Source organism: Paenibacillus sp. Y5S-9, from assembly GCF_036894235.1.
GTDB lineage: Bacteria > Bacillota > Bacilli > Paenibacillales > Paenibacillaceae > Paenibacillus.
In genome coordinates this window covers 1,019,306-1,040,188 of record NZ_CP145887.1, presented here as the reverse complement: position 1 = coordinate 1,040,188, position 20,883 = coordinate 1,019,306, and the positions used below count along the sequence as shown (strand labels likewise).

Annotated in this window: 14 protein-coding genes; 3 read left to right on the top strand and 11 right to left on the bottom strand. The window is 47.3% G+C overall.

What is annotated here, in order from left to right; genetic code table 11:
* Positions 1–17 precede the first annotated feature (17 nt).
* From V6669_RS04585 to nirB, 3 genes are all read right to left on the bottom strand, one after another.
* A complete protein-coding gene (locus V6669_RS04585) occupies positions 18–437 on the bottom strand; it encodes a hypothetical protein (protein WP_338591108.1) in 420 nt (139 codons plus the stop codon).
* Positions 438–779: 342 nt separating this feature from the next.
* A complete protein-coding gene (locus tag V6669_RS04580) occupies positions 780–2,912 on the bottom strand; it encodes a molybdopterin oxidoreductase family protein (protein ID WP_338591106.1) in 2,133 nt (710 codons plus the stop codon).
* 21 nt (positions 2,913–2,933) lie between these two features.
* On the bottom strand, positions 2,934–5,048 hold the full coding sequence (gene nirB / locus V6669_RS04575) for a nitrite reductase large subunit NirB (RefSeq protein ID WP_338591104.1): 2,115 nt from the start codon (positions 5,046–5,048) through the stop codon (positions 2,934–2,936).
* Positions 5,049–5,472: 424 nt separating this feature from the next.
* On the opposite strand from nirB, the gene V6669_RS04570 reads away from it, so the two are divergent.
* Positions 5,473–6,702, top strand: a complete 1,230-nt coding sequence (locus V6669_RS04570) for a nitrate/nitrite transporter (protein WP_338594837.1) — start codon at positions 5,473–5,475, stop codon at positions 6,700–6,702.
* Positions 6,703–6,848: 146 nt separating this feature from the next.
* On the opposite strand, the gene fabF is transcribed toward V6669_RS04570, so the two are convergent.
* The gene (gene fabF, locus V6669_RS04565; RefSeq protein ID WP_338591102.1) at positions 6,849–8,087 is read right to left on the bottom strand and encodes a beta-ketoacyl-ACP synthase II; all 1,239 of its coding nucleotides are present in this window, start codon (positions 8,085–8,087) and stop codon (positions 6,849–6,851) included.
* A 138-nt stretch (positions 8,088–8,225) separates the two neighbouring features.
* Between fabF and V6669_RS04560 the strand changes: the two genes are divergently transcribed.
* Together V6669_RS04560 and V6669_RS04555 are read left to right on the top strand one after the other, a co-directional pair.
* On the top strand, positions 8,226–9,089 hold the full coding sequence (locus V6669_RS04560; RefSeq protein ID WP_338591100.1) for a helix-turn-helix transcriptional regulator: 864 nt from the start codon (positions 8,226–8,228) through the stop codon (positions 9,087–9,089).
* Between the two features lie 134 nt (positions 9,090–9,223).
* Positions 9,224–9,898, top strand: a complete 675-nt coding sequence (locus V6669_RS04555) for a response regulator transcription factor (RefSeq protein WP_091034665.1) — start codon at positions 9,224–9,226, stop codon at positions 9,896–9,898.
* Positions 9,899–9,919: 21 nt separating this feature from the next.
* Here the strand turns inward: V6669_RS04555 and V6669_RS04550 are convergent, their stop codons facing one another.
* The 7 genes from V6669_RS04550 to V6669_RS04520 form a co-directional block, all read right to left on the bottom strand.
* Positions 9,920–13,159 (bottom strand): response regulator, encoded by a 3,240-nt coding sequence (locus V6669_RS04550; protein ID WP_338591096.1) that lies wholly within the window; start codon positions 13,157–13,159, stop codon positions 9,920–9,922.
* Positions 13,160–13,338: 179 nt separating this feature from the next.
* Positions 13,339–13,644 carry a PAS domain-containing protein gene (locus V6669_RS04545; protein WP_036672654.1) on the bottom strand — a complete coding sequence of 102 codons (306 nt, stop codon included), beginning with the start codon at positions 13,642–13,644 and terminating at the stop codon, positions 13,339–13,341.
* 71 nt (positions 13,645–13,715) lie between these two features.
* Positions 13,716–15,674 (bottom strand): methyl-accepting chemotaxis protein, encoded by a 1,959-nt coding sequence (locus V6669_RS04540; protein WP_338594836.1) that lies wholly within the window; start codon positions 15,672–15,674, stop codon positions 13,716–13,718.
* A gap of 373 nt (positions 15,675–16,047) precedes the next feature.
* Positions 16,048–16,887 carry a MetQ/NlpA family ABC transporter substrate-binding protein gene (locus V6669_RS04535; protein ID WP_338591089.1) on the bottom strand — a complete coding sequence of 280 codons (840 nt, stop codon included), beginning with the start codon at positions 16,885–16,887 and terminating at the stop codon, positions 16,048–16,050.
* A gap of 64 nt (positions 16,888–16,951) precedes the next feature.
* On the bottom strand, positions 16,952–17,623 hold the full coding sequence (locus tag V6669_RS04530; protein WP_237176880.1) for a methionine ABC transporter permease: 672 nt from the start codon (positions 17,621–17,623) through the stop codon (positions 16,952–16,954).
* Complete coding sequence (locus tag V6669_RS04525; RefSeq protein ID WP_338591085.1) at positions 17,620–18,429, bottom strand: methionine ABC transporter ATP-binding protein; 810 nt, start codon at positions 18,427–18,429, stop codon at positions 17,620–17,622. Before V6669_RS04525 ends, V6669_RS04530 begins: the two co-directional genes overlap by 4 nt.
* A 131-nt stretch (positions 18,430–18,560) precedes the next feature.
* On the bottom strand, positions 18,561–20,864 hold the full coding sequence (locus tag V6669_RS04520; protein ID WP_338591083.1) for a PQQ-binding-like beta-propeller repeat protein: 2,304 nt from the start codon (positions 20,862–20,864) through the stop codon (positions 18,561–18,563).
* Positions 20,865–20,883: the final 19 nt, after the last annotated feature.

Sequence of the window (20,883 nt, the reverse complement as noted above, 5' to 3'; positions counted from 1 at the left end):
TCCTCCTTCATCGCTCTCTACCACAGACGTCCGGCAAGCATTGTAAAACGAATAAATACCACGTTATCTCCGTCTTTTACAACAAGTGACTCATCCAGCTCCTGCAATTCTTCATCGTTGAGAAACACTTTATACAATCCATCCTCATAGGCGGTTATAGCTGTCTCCATCGCACTATTCAGATCAGGAACACCCTCATTGTATACTGCGCCAAACCCGACTTTCCCCGCCGCTCCTTGCGCCTTAATATCATCCGGCATCAGGTAGGCGAGCAATTCTGCCTGTTGTTTCTTGTCCTGAAGCGCTTTTACTTGTAGAGCCACCATGTTCTCAATGAGCTGCCTTAACGTATGAGTTGTTTCCGGAAGTTCGGCAGCTTGCTTGGCAAGTACCGGCTTGCGCTTACCCAGACTTTTTACCGTTATCCATACGTTCACCGCATTCCCTCCCTTGTCCTACTATATTTGAAGAAGCTTCCATAAGCCCCGATATCTATACCACGATGCGGAATAACCTAAACTCGAAATGACGATCTGTCTCTAAATAAAATATAAAATACGTACATACGTACCCCTAATGAACATCATAACTAAAATTCAATCCATATTCATGAGCCAATCCTCATGTTTACGTGGAACCACGGAACTATGGCCTACTTGCGTACATATACGCAAAAAAAGCCGCACAGTCTCATATAAATATGGACTGTGCAGCCGCTTAGATACCATTAGAACAGCTTATGATGCCTGAGAACCTTTATAAACTGAAACCTGCATGAATCATCTGGCCAAGCGCAAAGGTCGAATGGTTACGGCCACTGTCTTGAACCCAGGCATTCGGCAGAACGGATCTAGCTCTGGTCTGGTGGCCCGATTCACATTCTGAATGCCACCCCAATGCATCGGCACGAACAAGGTATCCTCCCGAATCGAATCTTTGATGCGCGAACGAACCGTGAAGCTTCCGTACGTCGATTGAATCTCCACCCACTCTCCATCGTGAATACGATAACGGGCAGCGGTAGCCGGGTGAAGTTCAACAAAGTTCTCCAATTCACGAGCTGCCAGTGCCGGACTTCGATGTGTCTGCACCCCTGTAAGATAATGAGGCAGCACACGCCCATTGGTGAGAATTAGGGGGAATTTCGGCGATACATCATTCCATCCTGGACTTGATTCGAATGTGAATGCCGCTTTGCCGTCCGGGTGTGCGAATCGTTCACCGAACAACAATCCTTCTCCCTGATCATCCAGGGCAGAACACGGCCAGTATACCCCTTTCTCGTTACGCAAACGCTCATAGGTAATGCCATAGTAATCAGCCACTCCGCCACGACTCGCCACCCGAAGCTCATTAAAGATATCCTCAGCAGTGTCATATTCAAAATAAGAAGCTTTACCCAATTGCGCGGCAATCCGGCATAATATATCCCAATCATCAAGCGTTTCTCCCGGTGCAGGCCGCCCCTGTTCGCGGAGCAGAACACGCCCCTCCAGATTGGTCAGTGTACCTTCATTCTCCATATAAGATGTAACCGGGAGAACCAGATCAGCCATTCGCGCTGTCTCGGACAGAAACATGTCTGCCACGATCAGAAAGTCCAGCTTGCGCAGACCTTCTTCCACCAAACGCACATTGGGGTTAGATACGACCGGGTTGGAGCCCATTACAAGTAATGCCCGAATCTCCTGATCATGGACCTTCTCCATCATCTCGTAGGCGGATACCCCTTTGCCTGGCAAACTTGCAGGGTCCACACCCCAGACGGATGCCACATAGGCACGATCGGCTTCATTTTCAATGGATCGATAACCCGGCAGCTGGTCAGCCTTCTGCCCATGCTCCCGTCCGCCCTGCCCATTGCCTTGACCTGTGATGGCACCATATCCACAGCCTTCTCGGCCAATTTTGCCAGTCGCCAGCACCAGGTTCAAAAAGTGTCTCACTGCCATATGTCCATCCGTCTGCTGCTCCACACCACGTGCTGTCATGATCATGCCTGTCTCTGCCTCACCATAGGCCATCGCTGCCTGACGAATCAGCGCCAGATCAACCCCGCACGTTTGTGCCGCCTGTTCGAGTTGCAGATCAGCCAACCCTTGTATCAATTGATCGTAACCATGCGTTCGTTTGTCTATAAAATGAGGCTTCACCAATCCGGCATCCATAATCACCTTCAACATGCTATCTGCCAGCAGAGCATCCATGCCAGGCTTCACCTTCAAATGAAGGTCGGCAATAGCTGCGGTTGCCGTTTTGCGTGGATCAATAACGATAATGAATGCCCCGTTCGCCTTGGCCTGATTGAAGTAGGGCAGAAGGGTAGGTTGGCATTCTGAAATATTGGTACCTGCGAGTACTATACAACCTGCCTTGGGAATATCGGACAGACGGAACGTCAATCCACGGTCCATCCCAAACACTTTACTGCCAGCTGAAGCCGCAGCTGACATGCAGAACCGTCCATTATAGTCGATATATTTTGTCCCCAATGCAACTCTGGCAAACTTACCGAGCAGATAGGCTGTTTCATTTGTCAAAGATCCGCCTCCGTATACTCCGACCGTATCTGCTCCGTATGAATCTTTCAAGTCCTGGAACCGCTCTGCGATGGTCTGAATAGCCTCCTCCCATGAACAGGGTTCAAGCTCGCCATTGCGACGAATAAGCGGATGCATTAATCGTTGACCACTGAGCGCATGTTGATGAGCATTCATGCCCTTCACACACAACCTGCCCTGCGAGGCTTCATTCGGAACACCCTGAACCGTATACTCACCACGACGCTGCCCTGCAACAGGTGCAGCCAGTTCTTCAACAGTCATCTTGCATTGCACACTGCAATACGGACACTGGGTTTCCTTTACATACAGCTTGGAGGCTGTTGGTTCTGAACTCACGGATAATCCCATCTTTCCATCCCCGCCTTTCATCTATATATCAGCTTGAAGTGTAGCTGCAAGTTCCTTCTGTAACTGGTCATCCAGCAGCGTTTCCCGAATCGACATGAATCCCAATCGTTCCGTCCATGCCCATAACGGCTCATCATACCAAGCGGTTTGTCGATACCATTGAAGGCAGGCTGATGCGAGAGTGGCCGCTTGCACCTCTGTTTCAGCCACCCCGAGCAAGCCACCTTGCTTGACCGGATGTTCTGCATGACCGCCTGCATAGATCTCCCACCCAGCTGGTGAAGCCAGCAAACCGATATCCTGCACCAACGTGCTCACCAAGGACCCCGGCCCTGGTGCGACTCCCATATTCACCGGCGACGGCATCGCTGCGCCGATCCACCGGGCACGAAGCTGTTTAGCCAAGCCACCCGCATCTCTTGAATAGGACAACTGTGGGATACGATCATCCCAGCGCACCTGAATCTCTGAGTGACCTTCGATCTCTCTGTCATTAATTGTTCCACCGGATACCTGTAAGTAATAATGAATTACCGGGCGACATACCCAGCAACCATGTTCCGAACCCCAACCCAGCTTCTGCAAGATCAAAGATATGTCTGGTAGCACTGTCTCCAGAACAACGATGTCAGCCAGTATTTCCTTCAGTTCTGCATGCCCAAGCTCCGTACAACTGCATACAGGCATTGGAGCAGGTTTATCCGGTGTGGCTACCACGCCTGTACCCCCGTTATTTTTCAGATTATGTGTATGTTTCAATAGAGCAACCACCATCGGACGACAGCCACCGCATGAACCCGACGCTTTAGTCTGCTCCTTCACCTGATCTGCCGTCTCGAGACCCTGTTCCTGAATAGCTTTCATAATGGCCGCCTTGGTCACATTGTTGCAGGCACATACGGTCTCCTGAGCCGGTAATGCCGCAGCAGCCATCTCAGCCGGGTCTGGGGCCCCTTCACACGGAGCCAATTCCGCCACATCTGCACCTCGTTGCACAAGTCCAAGCAATGCCGTTCCTTCGGTTGTATCTCCAAATAAAATGGCTCCACGCACTTTTCCAGCCTGCATCAGCACTTTTTTATATGTGCCTTGAATGCCATCCAGATGTTGAATTGCGGTCTGCATGCCTTCCCCACTGATCTCACCCGCCGAGAAAACATCAACCCCCGATACCTTCAACTGTGAGTAGGGAATAGATCCTTTGTATTCAGGAGTTTCCTGCCCACAGAGCGTACGTGCGAGTACTTTCCCCTGCTCGTATAAGGGAGCCACCAGACCATAACTGATCCCCCGATGTTCAGCACATTCCCCGACTGCGTATATATCAGGTACACTAGTGCGCATATAGTCATCTACCATAATTGCCCGATTGGTTGCGATTCCGCTTCGTCTGGCCAGATCCACATTTGGCCGAATCCCTACAGCGACAATGACAACCTGAGCTTCAAGCTTGGAACCATCTGTGAAGAGCAGCCCCTGGGCCTGCGATCGTCCGGTGATTTTTTGCGTATTTCTGGCCAAAAGAAAGGACATACCCTGCCCTTCAAGTTCCTCCTGAAGCATCGTGGCAGCCTTCTGATCCAACTGCCGATTCATAATGTAAGTTGCGTTATGGACCACCACAGCTTCCATGCCCAGATGCAGCAACCCGCGCGCAGCCTCTAGCCCAAGCAATCCGCCACCAATGACGGCGGCCTTGCGATAGATTTTGGAATAATCAGACATGCGCGTACAATCGTCAATCGTTCGGAAGGACATGACCCGCTCTTTATCTATTCCCGGAATCGATGGGATAAAAGGTGAAGACCCTGTCGCCAGAATCAGGATATCATAGGTTTCTTTTAGTCCGGATTCCGTCTCTATATATTTTCCACGGGTATCAATGCGGTGTACCGTTTCACCTGTACATAGCCGTATATGACGCTCGGCATACCAAGTCCAATCATTGATTATGATATCCTGTAACGAATGCTCCCCCTGCAATACTTTCGATAACATGATCCGATTGTAATTGGGACGGGGTTCATTGCCGTAGATTACAATCTCATACGTATCAGGCTCCAGTGCGATAATCTCTTCAACACACTTCACTCCAGCCATGCCATTCCCGATAATCACCAGTTTGCTTCTACTCATGGGCTGCCCCCTATCTCTCTCACCTGAAAATAAACAGAAAAATCCCTTCTCCATAATTCGGAAAAGGGCACCGTTGCCTCCGGAATACACACGCCTTTGTGTGGATTCATATTAGATTCAGATTAAGGGAATCTCAATATAATGTCAACTAAATTAACATCAAAACTCCGAAATACAATAAAAAATGAATTATTTAAAATTACATGTAATTTTTGTTGACATATATATTTTCTCTTGATTATAATTTGAATCAAAATCACAGTGCTGTGATCAACTCAGATGCGGGAACACAATGACGTGTACCGCCTGTCGGCAACGGGGCCGCAAATCGTTCATATCTGGACGAATTGCGGCCTTTTTCTGCCTTAACACGCACATAGACAAATCACGAAGATCTCAATTGGATGAGGAGCGATGATGGATGATGGAGAGCAAAAGTTTTTGGAAAAGCGGGCATAAGCCCACCCTCTTCGGGGCGTTTATGTATTTTGACATCAGTTTTATGATATGGGGGATGCTGGGTCCACTCGCAGTTGTCATTGCATTGGACTATCCGATGACTCCGCTGGAAAAGGCCAATCTGGTCGCATTGCCTATTCTCGGCGGCTCCATCCTGCGCCTTGTGCTTGGCTTCATGTCTGATTATATTGGTCCGAAACTAACCGCACAGATCGGGATGCTCGTCACCTTAGTTCCTTTATTACTCGGCTGGTTATGGGTTGACTCTTTAAGCCAACTGTACGTGGTGGCACTCTTGCTTGGTGTCGCAGGTGCCTCATTTGCTGCTGCGCTACCTCTGGCAGGCCAATGGTATGGCAAGGAGCATCAGGGTCTGGCCATGGGTATTGCCGGGGCGGGTAACAGCGGAACCGTACTCGCGACGTTGTTTGCCAATCGCTTGGCTACGCATTTTGGCAGCTGGGAAGTTGTGTTCGGACTTGCTATTATACCGATTGCTATCGTATTTATTCTCTTTTCTATCTTTGCCAAGAATAGCCCTAACCGGCCTGAACCCAAGAAATTGTCTCAATATGGAAGTCTGCTTAAACAAAAAGATGCTTGGGTATTCTGTGCCTTCTATTGTGTAACCTTTGGTGGTTTCGTTGGATTATGTAACTATCTCACCATCTTCTTCAACACCCAGTATGGACTCTCTCCTGTTCGTGCCGCAGACATTACCACCTTCTGTGTGATCGCAGGCAGTTTCTTCCGGCCTGTTGGGGGGTACTTGGCGGACAAAATTGGGGGAACTCGCATGCTAACTTTCCTGTACACAGGTGCCTGTATCATGTTGATCGGTGTATCCTTCATGCCACCACTTCCCGTTGTGGTAGTCATGTTGTTCCTCGGCATGATGTGTCTGGGAGCCGGAAATGGTTCGGTGTTCCAACTGGTTCCCCAACGCTTCGGTAACGAGATTGGTCTAATGACAGGTATTGTAGGTGCCGCTGGCGGATTGGGCGGGTATGCACTGCCGCTGATTCTCGGTCAACTGTACAGCAGTTATCAATCCTATACACCAGGTTTTGTCATTCTTAGCCTGATTGCAGCAGCTTCCCTGTTCCTGGTTCTCTTCATGCAATCCCGCTGGCGTGTGAGCTGGTTGAATCGGGGCAGCAAAGGCATGGCGGAATCAACATCCCTCTCTTCCTGAGGCGTACAACCACTTGGCCGTTAACCAATGGTATGGTGTTTACGAGTGATCCATAAGTAACCAAAGAAACAGCGTTGCCTCATCAGGCAGCGCTGTTTCTTTGGTTACGGCTTTCTTTCTGCTTAAAGCAGCTTTTTCTTTTTGACTTAAGATGAATATTTTTGAAGAACAATAACTGCATTATGACCGCCAAAACCAAAGGAATTAGACATCCCAATCCGCAAATCCGCTTTTCTTGCCTCGTTTGGTACATAATCCAGATCACATTCAGGGTCACTCTGCTCCTGATTGATTGTTGGAGGTATGATGCCATGCCGCAGACTTTGGATAAGTGAGATCGCCTCCGCACCACCAGCTGCACCAAGCATATGTCCCGTCATGGACTTATTCGCTGTGACCGGAATATCATAGGCACCTGTCCCAAAAAGTTGCTTAATCGCTCTCGTCTCAGACAGATCACCTGCCTCCGTACTGGTGGCATGAGCGTTAATCACATCAATATCCTCAGGACCAATCTGTGCTTCTTTCAGCGCTGCTTTCATCGCCAGATATGCACCCCGCCCTTCCGGATGGGTAGCTACCATATGATACGCATCTGAACTGGCACCATATCCAATCACTTCGGCAAGAATATTCGCCCCTCTTCCCAGTGCATGAGATAGTGACTCAACAACCAGAATTCCAGCGCCCTCCGCCATGACAAAACCGTCTCTCCCCGCATCAAATGGACGACTTGCTGCTTGGAACGCTTCATTTCTTGTTGACAACGCTGTTGCATTACCAAAGCTTGCCAGTGACACTTCCGTTACAGCCGCTTCTGTCCCGCCAGCAATAATGACATCAGCTCCGCCATGACGAATTACCCGGAAAGCCTCTCCAATGGCTGTATTGCCAATGGAACAAGCTGTTACTGGTGACAATGTCGGCCCCCAGCAACCAAACCTCATACTGACCATAGCTGCCGCCATATTGGATATCATCATCGGTACCAGTGTTGGGCTGACTCGCGCAGGTCCCCGATCTGACAGGACCTTGCCTTGTTCCATTAATGTCTGGATGCCGCCTATACCTGAACCAATATATACACCTACCCGTTCACGGTCCAATTCATCCATCACAAGAACCGATTGTGATACAGCCTGATCCGCAGCAGCAACAGCAAATTGAACGAATCGATCCATACGCCTTGCTTCCTTGCGTCCAAAACGCTCTTCACCATCAAAATCACGGACTACACCAGCGATTCTGGTTTTGTACAAAGCTGTATCAAAATGTTCTATAGGCGATACACCTGATCTACCTTCAATTAATCCATTCCAGAATGTATGTACATCATTTCCCAAAGGAGAGATGACTCCCATACCTGTAATCACGACTCGTTCCATGTCCATCCTCCTTCAGCGCTGTTGTTTACCTTACTCTTACGCTCTGCCACTAATAGTGCACTTTTGAATATCCTATTACAAGTTGTCAATTATAATAGTATAATGACTACCATGATAACGAGGATTGAAGGTGATGGAGTGAACTACGATGTCAGGTTACAGGCATTGTCCACTTTTCTGAAAACACAGCGTTCCAAAATTTCTCCCGAATCGGTCGGTTTACCCACTGGAAGTCGGAGAAGAACGCCTGGGCTGAGAAGAGAAGAGGTTTCCCAACTGGCAGGAGTGAGTACAACATGGTATACCTGGCTTGAACAAGGTCGGGATATTCAGGTCTCCCATTCCGTGTTGGATAACATTGCTTCAGCACTAAGGCTTACTGCAGATGAACGAAAGTATCTATTTTCGCTCGCCATGGACCATCATATGGAGCTGCCCACACTGGAAGAAGAACCGGTTCAACTTCACCCTTCCTTGCAGAAAATTTTACAAGAGCTTCACCACTGCCCTACCGTGATCTCGGATCGGCGTTGTTATATTGTTGGCTGGAATGATGCAGCCCGGCATGTTTTTATGGATTTTGAACAGATTGCCCCCGAACAGCGGAATATGATCAGTCTGTTATTTGATCGAAAGGAATTTCGCAGGCTCGCGGTGAACTGGGAGGATTTTGTTAGCGGATTTCTGGCGATTTTTCGTGCTTACTATGGTCAGTACGTTGATGATGAATGGTATAATTTATTTCTGGATGACATGATGAACAGACATCCCGATTTTCATACCCTTTGGAAACAAAGCAGCGTCAGCAGTGCCCCGGACGTATTAATCGAATTTAGACATTCCAAAGCAGGCAAAATGTTGTTTGATCTGACTTCGTTGCAGGTTCAGGGTAGTTCCGATCTTCGTTGCAGTGTCTACACCCCTGCGCCAGAGAGCGCTACCGAACGCAAACTGATGCGCCTGATCGAGCGTGAAACTGATCCACATCTTGGCAAGCATTAAATCGGAGTCTCTCACCTTCTTGGAGTCATGTTAGAGTCTTGACTTCCTCATGTTGCATGTTTTAAATATCAGGTATATTAAGTAATTCATGGATCTTAGTCCTTCTACAAGAAGGGGGTTCAGAAAGGAATATCATGACGAAAGTGCTTATCATAGAGGACGACAACATGTTAGGCGATACATTATCCTTGTATTTGCAAGGTGAAGGGTATGATGTTATCCGTGTCGATAACGCAAGAGATGGTCTTCTACAGCTTCAAGCGCGGCCTGATATCCTGCTTCTTGACTTGATGCTCCCTGATTCGGGTAATAAGAATCCTTGTTCTCTCATGCGCCAGCATACGGCAATCCCCATTATTGTCATATCTTCGTTAACCGAGGTTTCTGAGCGGATTCGATCATTAACAGATGGTGCTGATGACTATGTATGTAAACCTTTCAGCATGCAGGAGCTGAAGGCACGTATTGAGGCCGTATTGCGCCGCTACTCCATATTGAACAGCTCTGTTGTCACTGAACAGGAATCCGGAATATCTCTCGATCTGGCCCGAAGAACTGTTCTGTTGAATAACCAGCGCGTAGAGATGACGTTTTCCGAATTTGAGATCATGAAGCTGTTTATTCTCAATCCTGGCAAGGTCTACAGTAGGTATGCCCTGATTGAAGCCATTCGTGGTATTGATGCGTACATTAATGATCGCACCATCGATGTGCACATTACCAAGCTTCGTAAAAAAATTGAGGACAATCCAAAAAACCCCCAATACATTCAAACCATCTGGGGGGTCGGATATAAGTTCACACCTTAAAACAACACAGCTTCATTCCGATCACCATGGCAGGGACTCGGTGATTTTATCAATTTCCTGTTGTACCTTCTCCAATACTGAACGCAGTTCATCTTCTTTAAATAACGGACGGGACAAGAGCGATTCCAATTGGAGAACCGCACACATCAGGTCCACTGCATGCAGATTCGCAGCTACGCCTCGAAGAGAATGAACAATACGAATGACATCAGCAATCTGCTGTTGCTGAAGTTGAATCGCCAGTTTTTTCTGAAACGAGCCATACTCCATTCTGAATTTCGTAAGCGCATATTGCAAAATATGCGGCTTGCCGTCCATCTGTCTGATCGCCTTATCTGCATCAATTCCATTGATCTCCCTTATGCCCTTAAGATCAATCCATATTTCCAAAATGTCTGCGAGCTGTTGTTCATGTATAGGCTTAGTCAGGATGGCATTCATGCCTGCTTCAAGATATAATTCATGGTCGCTTTTCAAACTATTCGCTGTAAGCGCGATAATAGGTGTACGATCATATTTCCTCATCTTGCGAATGTGTCGCGCTGCATCAATTCCGTTCATAGCTGGCATATAGAGGTCCATCAGAATCAGTTCCCATGTTTGTTCGTCCAATTTCTTCAAAACCTCTGTGCCACTGTCTGCCAGCGTAACCTTGAATCCGGTATGTTCCAGCATGGCCCGAATGACTAGTTGATTGATTTCATGATCTTCAGCGATTAGAATGTGCCCTTTGGATTTAAGCAAATAAGATTCATCGCCTTCTATCATCCGCTTTTTCTCCAATGGCCCTTCACCCTGAAGTGCAAGTAACACTTCGAACAATCCCAGACGAGTAATCGGTTTGATCATCATGAGATCCGGGCGAAAGGATTTCCCCTCACTCCACAGGGCATTTTCACTAAAAGCATGGGTATAACCCACCATTTGAAATTTGGTTCGATTCAATCGCTTCATGAAGCTGTCCCATGACGAATCGTGCACGGTGTCCTCTGCATCCATATCCATCATCATCAACATGGAACTTGCCCCATCTACATGAGGGACATACCAATCACTTTTCATCATATGGTTCAACGAAGGATACAGCTTCGGCTTCATTCCGAATGAGTAGAGTAACTGCTTCAGATTTGCGCCCATTCGTTCATCTTCTTCAATGATAACCACATCATCGGCAGAATATAGAAGAGGGTATGTTTGCAGGAAGGAACTTTCTTCTTCCGAATCTGCGAGTTCAAATATCAAGTCAAATGAAAACAGACTGTACTCTCCGAGCACACTATCCACCCGCAAGCTCCCTCCCAAAGAGGTGACCAGGAGGTAACAGATGACCAGCCCAAGACCAGAGCCACCATATGTTCGATACGTCGAGGGTTCCGCTTGAGTAAACGGGACAAAGAGCCGTTCCAATTGTTCGGGTGACATTCCGATTCCCGTGTCCTCTACCTCAAAACGGACATGAACTCGCTCCGTCTCCAATGAAAGAACCTCTGCCTGCAACGTTACATATCCATGCTCCGTAAATTTAATCGCATTACTCAGAAGATTCAATAACACCTGTTCAAGTCGGAATGGATCACCAATTACCGTTAACGGCAGATCGGGATCGGTTGTAAAGATCACTTCGATATCTTTGTGCCCGATGGCCACACCAATCTGATCTGCCACACGTTTGATCACTTCCTCTGGTGAAAAAGAGACCTTCTCCAACATCAGCTTGCCTGCCTCTATTTTTGAAAAATCAAGAATATCATTTACGAGGGCAAGCAAGGTTTGGGAGGACGCGTTGATTTTACTCAAATAATCCTTTTGTTGTGGAGATAGATCCGTTCGTTGAAGCAACACCGAAAAGTTGATAATACCGCTCAGTGGGGTACGAATCTCGTGGCTCATGAATGCGAGAAACTCACTCTTCGCCTGGCTTGCTTTGTCGGCCTTAACACGTCTATAGTGATCCGAAATGTCATGAATGACTGCCTTAATTTTCTCACTCGAGTTTAATACTTTAACAGGGTATAGGTGAACCCGAACCTGCTGCTCATGACCTTCTCCAACAATGAAACTCAGTTCCGTATCCTGTGCTATATTGTGATGTAAGGCTTTTTGGAAAACGAACAACCAGTTCTCCAGCTGCTCAATGAACAACAATTCTTCAAGCTGACGCCCAATCACTTCCTGCCTGCCGAGACCGAGAACATCCAGAAATTTCTGATTAACCGACACAATACATCTGTTGTTATCCAATCCGACAAACCAGTCTGCCGACACTCGCTCAAGTGTTCGATATCGCTCTTCACTTTCTTGAATCCTTCGTTTAACCGCTCTGTGTTCCGTAATATCAAGTCCATATCCCACGACATATTTCACCACGCCCTCTTCTCGCAGAGGGCGAACGTTCACTAACGAATAGTAACCTCCATGCTCAATCTCGTAAAAAAAAGATTCCCCTTCCCATGCCCGGTTAAACTGCTTTCGCAGAAATTCTACCTTTTCCTGAGGTAAAATATCCAGTGTGCCCAGTTTGTAATCTTGCTTCAGACTACTCATATCCAAGCCCAGTCGGGAGAGCATCTCTCCCTCAAGCACAAGATACTCGAATTTTCCGTTCTGTTTTCGGATTTTAAAAGTAAAACCCGGCTGCATACGAAGCATCTCCAGCATTTCCTGATCCCTCTGAATGACCAATCTCCTATATCGATGATTTTGGTTCAGATAATACAGGAATAATATAACGGACAGCAGGCAGATACATTGAAAAAAGAGAATCTGCCCCATCGTTAGCAGAGAAGGAGAATTTGTCTTTAGTACAGAAAGTTCATACACAATAATCAGCAGCAACGCTCCGGACAACCACTTCTGCATAAATCCCCTGATATACTTAAAGATCAGACATATGGCTACAACAAATAACAACTCTGTCAACGCATACTGCCAGTTCTCCAACAAGGGATTACGCCCCATATTAATCCGAAAAATCCACATGAATGCAAAAGTAACGAACGCAGAGCCACTCCCACCAAAATAAGCAGCAAGCAGATACACACTGGCCCGGAAATTCAACAATGTACCATCCTCAAGCACAATAGAGAAATAATAGAGCGCCGTGCCCAACATGCTCAGCGTAATACCAATAATGATCCGAGTCGTGATGGATGTTGAACGGGTAGCATTTGTATGGTTCAGATAGTGATGAATTAGGAAAACAAAGATCAAAATTAGCGTGAAATTTAATACAAGATCGCGTAGCAAATGGTCACCGTCCACATTACGACTTCAGGATTTCATGCATTCAATGAATGTTGTCCGATTCATGGTCGCAGTTCCTCAGTACACAAATCATAGTATGCCAGGCTCCCTTATTCAATTGACGATATTGACCATTTTCTTGAAAATAATTACTAATTTCAGCTAACATACCCTTATCACCAAACAACGATTTTTTTTCATGAAAATTCATCATTAAATATGCTGATATAAAAAAGAGAATCATCCAAATGAACCGATGTAATCGTAACTTGGGCTTCCCACACTTCCTGATCAGCCTTCATCAGTTTGGCTACGCCCGACCACGTCTGATTGCCTCTCCAGTGGGTATCCATTAGCAATCTGGCAGGCTGACCTATGGTGCTCTCCCGTGAGAATCCTGTTTTGGTTACATAAACGGAATTCACATCCAGAATTACACCCTCCTCATCCGTAATCATGACCGCATCCGTTAGCAGTAAGAAGGCTTTGAGTTCCAGTTGCATGGTTGTCCACTCCCTCTAATGAAACATGATGTGATGCTGTCCCTGTGTGATACTCCCTTCTACGATCCCGTTTAATACTTAAACTGTCTAATCAGGCGCTGCAGCTCTTCAGCCAGGGTAGATAAGCCACGAGCCGAGGCAGAAATCTGCTCCATTGCTGCCAGTTGCTCCTCTGAGGAAGCGGCCACTTCTTCGGAAGTTGCGGCGTTGCCTGACGCAATGCCTGCCAACTCATTGGATACAGCAGATACTTCCTGTACACCTGCTGTGATCTCTTGCGACGTGGCAGCAATCTCTTCAATCTGAGGTGTCGTTTCCCGCATGCTATCCAGAATACGTTCAAACTTCCGAATCGCTTCTGTAGAGATGTCCATACCCTCTCCAACCTCTGAAGTCACCTTCTCCATCATGCGAACGGAAGCAGCCATATCTTCCTGTACTGCCGTAGTCAGCACGGTGATTTCATTGACGGACTGCCCGGATTGCTCTGCCAACTTGCGAACCTCTGCTGCTACAACGGCGAATCCATTGCCATGTGTACCTGCACGAGCAGCTTCAATGGATGCGTTCAGCGCAAGCAGGTTTGTCTGTTTGGCTATATTTCCGATTAACTCCGTGATCGCTGAAATTTGGTGTGATCGTTCATATAACGCCTGAATCAACTGGTTTGTCTGTTCTACCGTCTCTTGAATCGATTGCATCTGACTTACCGTCTGCTTGACGGTGTTACCGCCTTCTTCTGCTTGTACGGTTGTATGTTTCGCCAAATCAGCGACATGTATGGAACGTTCGGCGATTCTTGTAATACCAATCGTAATTTCATTCATGGCCTGATGGTTATGTTCAATACCCTGGGTCTGTTTCTCCGCACCACTCGCAATTTCCTGAATGGCTCGCGCTACCTGCTCACTGGCTGCACTGGTTGATTCTGCGCTCTGAGTCATTTCATCCGATGAAATGACTACCTGACTGGCGCTGTTCTCCACATTTTGAATCAACACACGCAGATTGTGCTGCATTTTGCCAAAGGCATCACTCAGTTCACCTATTTCATCATGACTTGTGCTTGTAATGATCTGGGTCAGATCCCCTTCGCTCACCTGAATCGCCTGATCCTTCAATTGACGGATCGGTTTAACAATCGATCGCATCACCAGCCAGATGATCAAAATTCCGATGACAAGACAAGAAACGATGACCATAATCGTTCGATTCAGAATAGGTGCAGCGGCATCCTCTACTTCAGAGGAGAACATGGTGCCAGCGACCTTCCATCCCGTGGATGCATTCGTGGCGTAATACATGACCTTATCAACCTGATCAAAGGTATAGTTGAAGTTGCCCGATTCATTCGCATACACCGGTTTCCAAAAATCCTCTGTTGCATCTGTTCCGGGTTCTACCGTGGGATGGTAGATATACTTTTCGCTGGCATCCAATAGAATCAGATATCCCTGTTCTCCCACGTTAATTCCACTCACCAAGGTGCTGATATTCGACAGATTAAGATCCAGCTGGACTACACCAGATTGGTCATTCAATGCCTTGGCGATGGTGATGGTGATCTCGTTTGTCTCGGCAGAAATATATGGGTCTGTAACAATGACCTGCTCTGGTTTTCCCATTGCTTCGGTGTACCATGGTCTTACTCGGGGATCGTAATCCTTGGGCATCTCTGCATCAGAGGACATCAGATACACACCGGCTTCTGTTCCCACACCTATGGTGATGATATCGGTGTTCTGCGCAGCGTACCCCTTCAATTCGTTCACAACCCGAACTTCGGCATCTTCTTGTCGTAATTGCTCTGCAAGTGTATTCGCATAGTATTCAATATGATTCCGCTTGGCATTGATCGAAAGATCAATCGTTGCACTGGCAAGGTTCACGTTTTCCATCGCACTATGTAAAATTTGCTTCTCCACTTCATCTTTTGCACTGTTATACGATAAAACTCCAATACTGAACGATGGAATGGCCAGGAAAGCAATAAAGGACACGATCAACTTCGTCTTAAAGTTATTATGCATCTTGTTGAACCAATTCGATTTGCTATTTTTTTGGGACAAATTTCTCTACCTCTTCCAGATTAATTTTAGATTTACTTGATCTAACTCTTGTAAAGCTCTCATAGATTGTAAACCATCTTTCCAAAAACTAGGTCTCCATTCTTGTAAAAAACACTTTTTACACTAAAAAACTCGAACAAATCTCTTAATTTATAATCCAAAAGAACTATTTTCAAACAAATTATACGAAAAAACTATTAAATAAAGTGTTCCGGGGATATGACCAAATTGTTAACTTTCTAAATACTTGTTAATAAGCACACAGATGACAAAAAAAAGATCCAAGCGTTATCGCTCAGATCTAAAGGCTATTTATATTGGACCAACGTATTCTCTATTTAAATGCCGGGATCGCAATATCGGCGTATTTCTCTTCAAAGAAGGCTTTGACCTCTGGACCCGCCATGCGTTTAGCCAACTTCTGGATCGCTTCGGAGTCCTTATTATCCTCACGAGCAACCAGGGTAATCGCAAAATGGGAATCGTCCTTCTCGGTTAACAATGCATCCTTTTTCGGTGTAAGACCGAGCGGACTGGCATATGCAGGTGTCATGGCTACCAGATCAGCATCATCCATCATGCGAGCCAGCATCAACAAGTCCACTTCCTCAAACTTGAAGTTCTTTGTATTCTCGGTGATGTCTGCCTGTGTGGCGTTAAAACCTACGCCCTCTTTCAGCTTAATCAACCCGTTCTGCTCCAGCATCACAAGAGAACGACCAATGTTGGAAGGATCGTTTGCAATTGCAATCGTTGCACCTTCTGGCAATTCCTCAATCGTTTTGTACTTTTTGGAGTAGCCCCCATAGATGGCATTATAGATAGGCTGCACGGCCACCAGGTTCGCATTGTTCGCTTCATTATACTGAATCATGTAAGGCACGTGTTGGAAGAAGTTTGCATCCACTTCCTTGTTCGCGAGTGCCGTATTTGGTTGAACGTTATCGGACAGTACAACAACTTCCAGGTTGACGCCATCTTCCTTCAATAGCGGTTTAACAATATCCAGTACGTCTGTCATCGGCGGAATCAATGTGGCCACTTTCAGCGTAACTTCTTGTGCAGCTTGTGTGTCTTCCTTCGTTCCTTCAGCCGCAGGTGTTTCTTCTTTTTTGCCACAAGCAGCTACAACCAGCATTACTGCAAGCAACATAAGCATCATTTTTGCTTTCATTTCATGTCTACCCCTCTTCGTATAATCTGTATTGGTTATTCGTGATAATGCGCGGTCCAACCGTTCAGGATCTGCGATCCAGCCAGTGGGACAGTCTGCTGCCTGTGAATTGGATCATCTGTACCAGGATAATCATAATGATGATCGTAAATACCATAATCTCCGTTTCGAAGCGCTGATAACCGTAGCGAATGGCAAAATCGCCAACCCCTCCGCCACCTACAATGCCCATCACCGTCGAGTAGGAGATGAAGCTAATCGTAGCTGTCGTGAGTCCCAGTACAAGGCCAGATCGTGCCTCCACGTACAAGAATTTCACCACAAGTTGCATCGTCGATGCCCCCATGGAAGCAGCAGCTTCAACCACTCCCCTAGGTACATCCAGCAACGCTTGTTCCACCAGTCTGGCGTAGTAGGCAATCGCAATGACCGAGAGTGGCACGGTTGCCGCCAGCGTACCTATGGACGTTCCCACGACAATCCGTGTGAATGGAATCATGAATACAACCAGCAGTAAGAACGGAAACGAACGAACGATGTTGACGATACTGCCGAGTACAAAAGACAGCGTTTGATTCTGATACCGTTGTCCTCTCCGGAATAAGTACAGCAGTGTACCCAGAGGTAACCCGATCAGAACAGCTGCCGCAATGGAGATGCCCACCATGACAAAAGTCTCTCCGATCGCCTGCCATATCTCATGCTGATACTTCAGCACAGACTCAGGTAACCTCATGACTTGTCCTCCTGTTCTGCCTGACGGAACAAAGACGAACCTGTCATCCCGTATTCGTCACCCGCAAGCAAGGAGGTCAGCAGATCAGGCTGTGGAGCGGGGATACTGCTCACTTCCACTTTAGACAACGTACGAACGAGTCGCCCATCCTTCATGACGGATATCCTGTGACATAGTCTGCGAGCCACTTCCATCTCATGCGTCACTACAACAATGGTCACGCCCAGCGTTTCATTGACATGACGCAGCACGTCCAGGATACCGCTTGTGGTCTGTGGATCAAGCGAAGAGGTCGGTTCATCACAGAGCAGCACATCCGGACGACTGGCGAGCGCCCGTGCAATCGCCACACGCTGCTTCTGTCCTCCGCTAAGCTGAGCAGGATATTGATCTGCCTTGTCTTCCAGTCCAACAAACCGCAGTACCTCAAGTCCACGTTCAACTCGCTGCGCACGAGATATACCCGCCAGTTCCAGCGGCATGCAGACATTGCCACTCACCGTTCGGTTACTGACCAGATTGAAGTGCTGAAAGATCATGCCAATGGATCTTCGTGCCTGACGCAGACTCTGTTCATTCATCTGGGTCAGGTGCTGCCCATTCACAACAACCTCACCATCATCCGGCTTTTCCAATCCGTTGAGCATTCGCAGAAGCGTGGATTTACCCGCACCACTCGATCCGATGATGCCATGTATTTCGCCTTGTCCCACTTCGAGGGACACCGAGCTTAATGCTTCGAATCCCTGATCTGCACGGGAACCGCGCTCGTTATAACGTTTGCTTACACCATATAATGAGATCATGGAGAGTCCTCCCGTGAATGATCATGCATGGTTCTTCAAGAACACATGAAGAAAGCCCGCACAGCCGATAACCGGAGCGCGAGCAATCCTGTTCATTTATAATAAATCAACATCCCTGATGAGACAAGCTTTTAAGGTGAGATTGCCTCGTGCAGGCGGCTGGCTTCATATACACGAAAACGTCCGTTGGACGAACCCACGTACACTTCATTGCCGATCCGGTTGATCGTTCCATTCTTCGCATCCCGGTCGCGATGCTCCGGGTTTCCCATCACAACATCATGTACACGACCTAACAGTGCTCCATTCTTTTTGTTCATTATGAGCAGATTCTCGTCCATGGGCAACAGCAACTGATCATCAATGACCAGATAACTTCCCTGATTCGTCGGATGCCTTAGTGTTGCAATCGTATCTTTGACATTCCAACGCGTCTCCCCCGTTTTATAATCCAAAGCCGCTGGATAACCATTCTTAATCACATACAACTGATCCTCTTCCACCAGTCCTCGTTCAATCTTGCCCTTGAGCGTCCAGCATGTTTTGCCTGTCTTGGCATCATACAGGGTGGTTGTAAAATCTTCATATTCGCCGTAATGATTGCCGTTTTTGTTCTCACGGATCAACAACATGCCATCATTCAGCACCTCAAATCTCTGTCCTACCCGAGCAGGAAATTGGGCAAGCTTTTTCCCCGTGTTCAGATCAAGCAGCAACCACTGATTATCTAGTGATAGCCATCTTTCAGCATTCGTGGTTGCAAAGGGATCAAGACGTTCAATTCCACCAGTATATGGATCATTCCAAAATTGTTCTATGGTGGATCGTTTGCCCTTTAAGCTCCATACGGTTCGCCCTGATTGCGGATCGACTGCAACCAGCTTATTCTTTTCCCAATACAACACATAGGGGTCATCTGCACTCTTGTTCAACAATTCATAACCCGTAGCCAGTTTTCGCGTCCACAATGTTTTTCCGTTTGCACTGTCCAGAACCGTTAACCAACTGTTGCTTGAGCTCTCAACAACCGGGTTATCCACAACCACAACGTTCTTCGCAGCGGTGATACCATTTAGTCTAAAATTTTGCTTAGGGGTGTACGTCCACGTGACCTTTCCGTTCTTCAAGTTCAGATGACGAATACGATCCACGTATTTTTTCTTTTCCGGGTCATAATCGGTGTAGATTGTAACGTATTTGCGCTCTGCATCCACCTCTGCCTGCTGTCTTCCAAAGCCCCCATTGATCCCCCATAATTTCTGGCCTGTATGTCGGTCAAGAGCATATATGGAGCCTTCGTAGTAACCTCCGCTAAATCCACCGTCATCGCCTTTCATCAGGAGCACATCATCCGTGGCTGCTTGTAAAAAAGTGTAGTTAATATCTCCCTGGTTCGTCCATACCGGTTTCCAAGGTATTGTCGTCGGCAGCGTTGTGCCATAGATTTTTGTCGTGAACCCATATTCATCCGCCCGACTGATGTTCCAATCGGAAACGACAGTATTTCGATTATCCTGTGCTAAATTCCAGCGTGTTCTGACCAGTCTGCCATTCTTGTTGAACGTGACCAGAAATTGCGCATCTTCCCGCTCATATCTCCAGGTCTGCCCAATACTCATTGCATAACCGGTATCATTCAAATTGCTAGAACTCTCTTTCCAATCCGGCTCGCCTAACCACCCAGCCACTTGTTCGGAGGTGGTTGCCTTGTTCAGCTTCATATCTGTCAGATGGCGTATAACCGAAGTTGGCAGCGATGCATCCTGTTGGAACCAACCATCCGCCACATTCATCCGCTGTTCTATAGCCTGTGCCTTGATCCAGAAGAGTCCTGGCCGATACGTGAAGGATTCTTTATCCCAGACTCGTGGGGCAATGGAAACCCCATACCATCCTTTCCACTTTGCAACAATAACAGCCTTATCCGTTAGCGCTTTCTCACTAGACCAGGTTGTAGAACTATCTGGAGCCAGATACAGCTTGCTGCCTGATTGGAGCGTGAAGCTTTGGGGAGCCGTTTCCGTCATGCTTCTGCTCTCCTTCAGTGCATACCAACTTGGCAGCCAAAAGTCTCCATGCTCGGTTGACTCAAGCTGTACCCACTCGCCTCGAACCGAGGCCAACGTATACTTTTCGTTTTTTGTTGTATAGTATTCAATCCCCAGCTGGTCAGCAGCCACACTGCCGTCCCTTCTGTTTTTGAACAGAGGGATGTCATTGATGAGCGTAACGGTATCTCCTTGTTTGTAGGCCAACTGTGTTGATAAGACTTGAGAACTTGCCCCCAAGGCTTGTGGCGTTGTAGCCACAGCTTGTCCTCCAAGCACGACCATTTTGGAATCCAGCAGCATCCATCCCGTCAACAGCACAACTGATAATCCAGTCATGGTAATCCATTTGTACCCCGTTCTCTGCCAGTCAGGACCCGTCTTCACTCTCGTTCATCCCCATCCA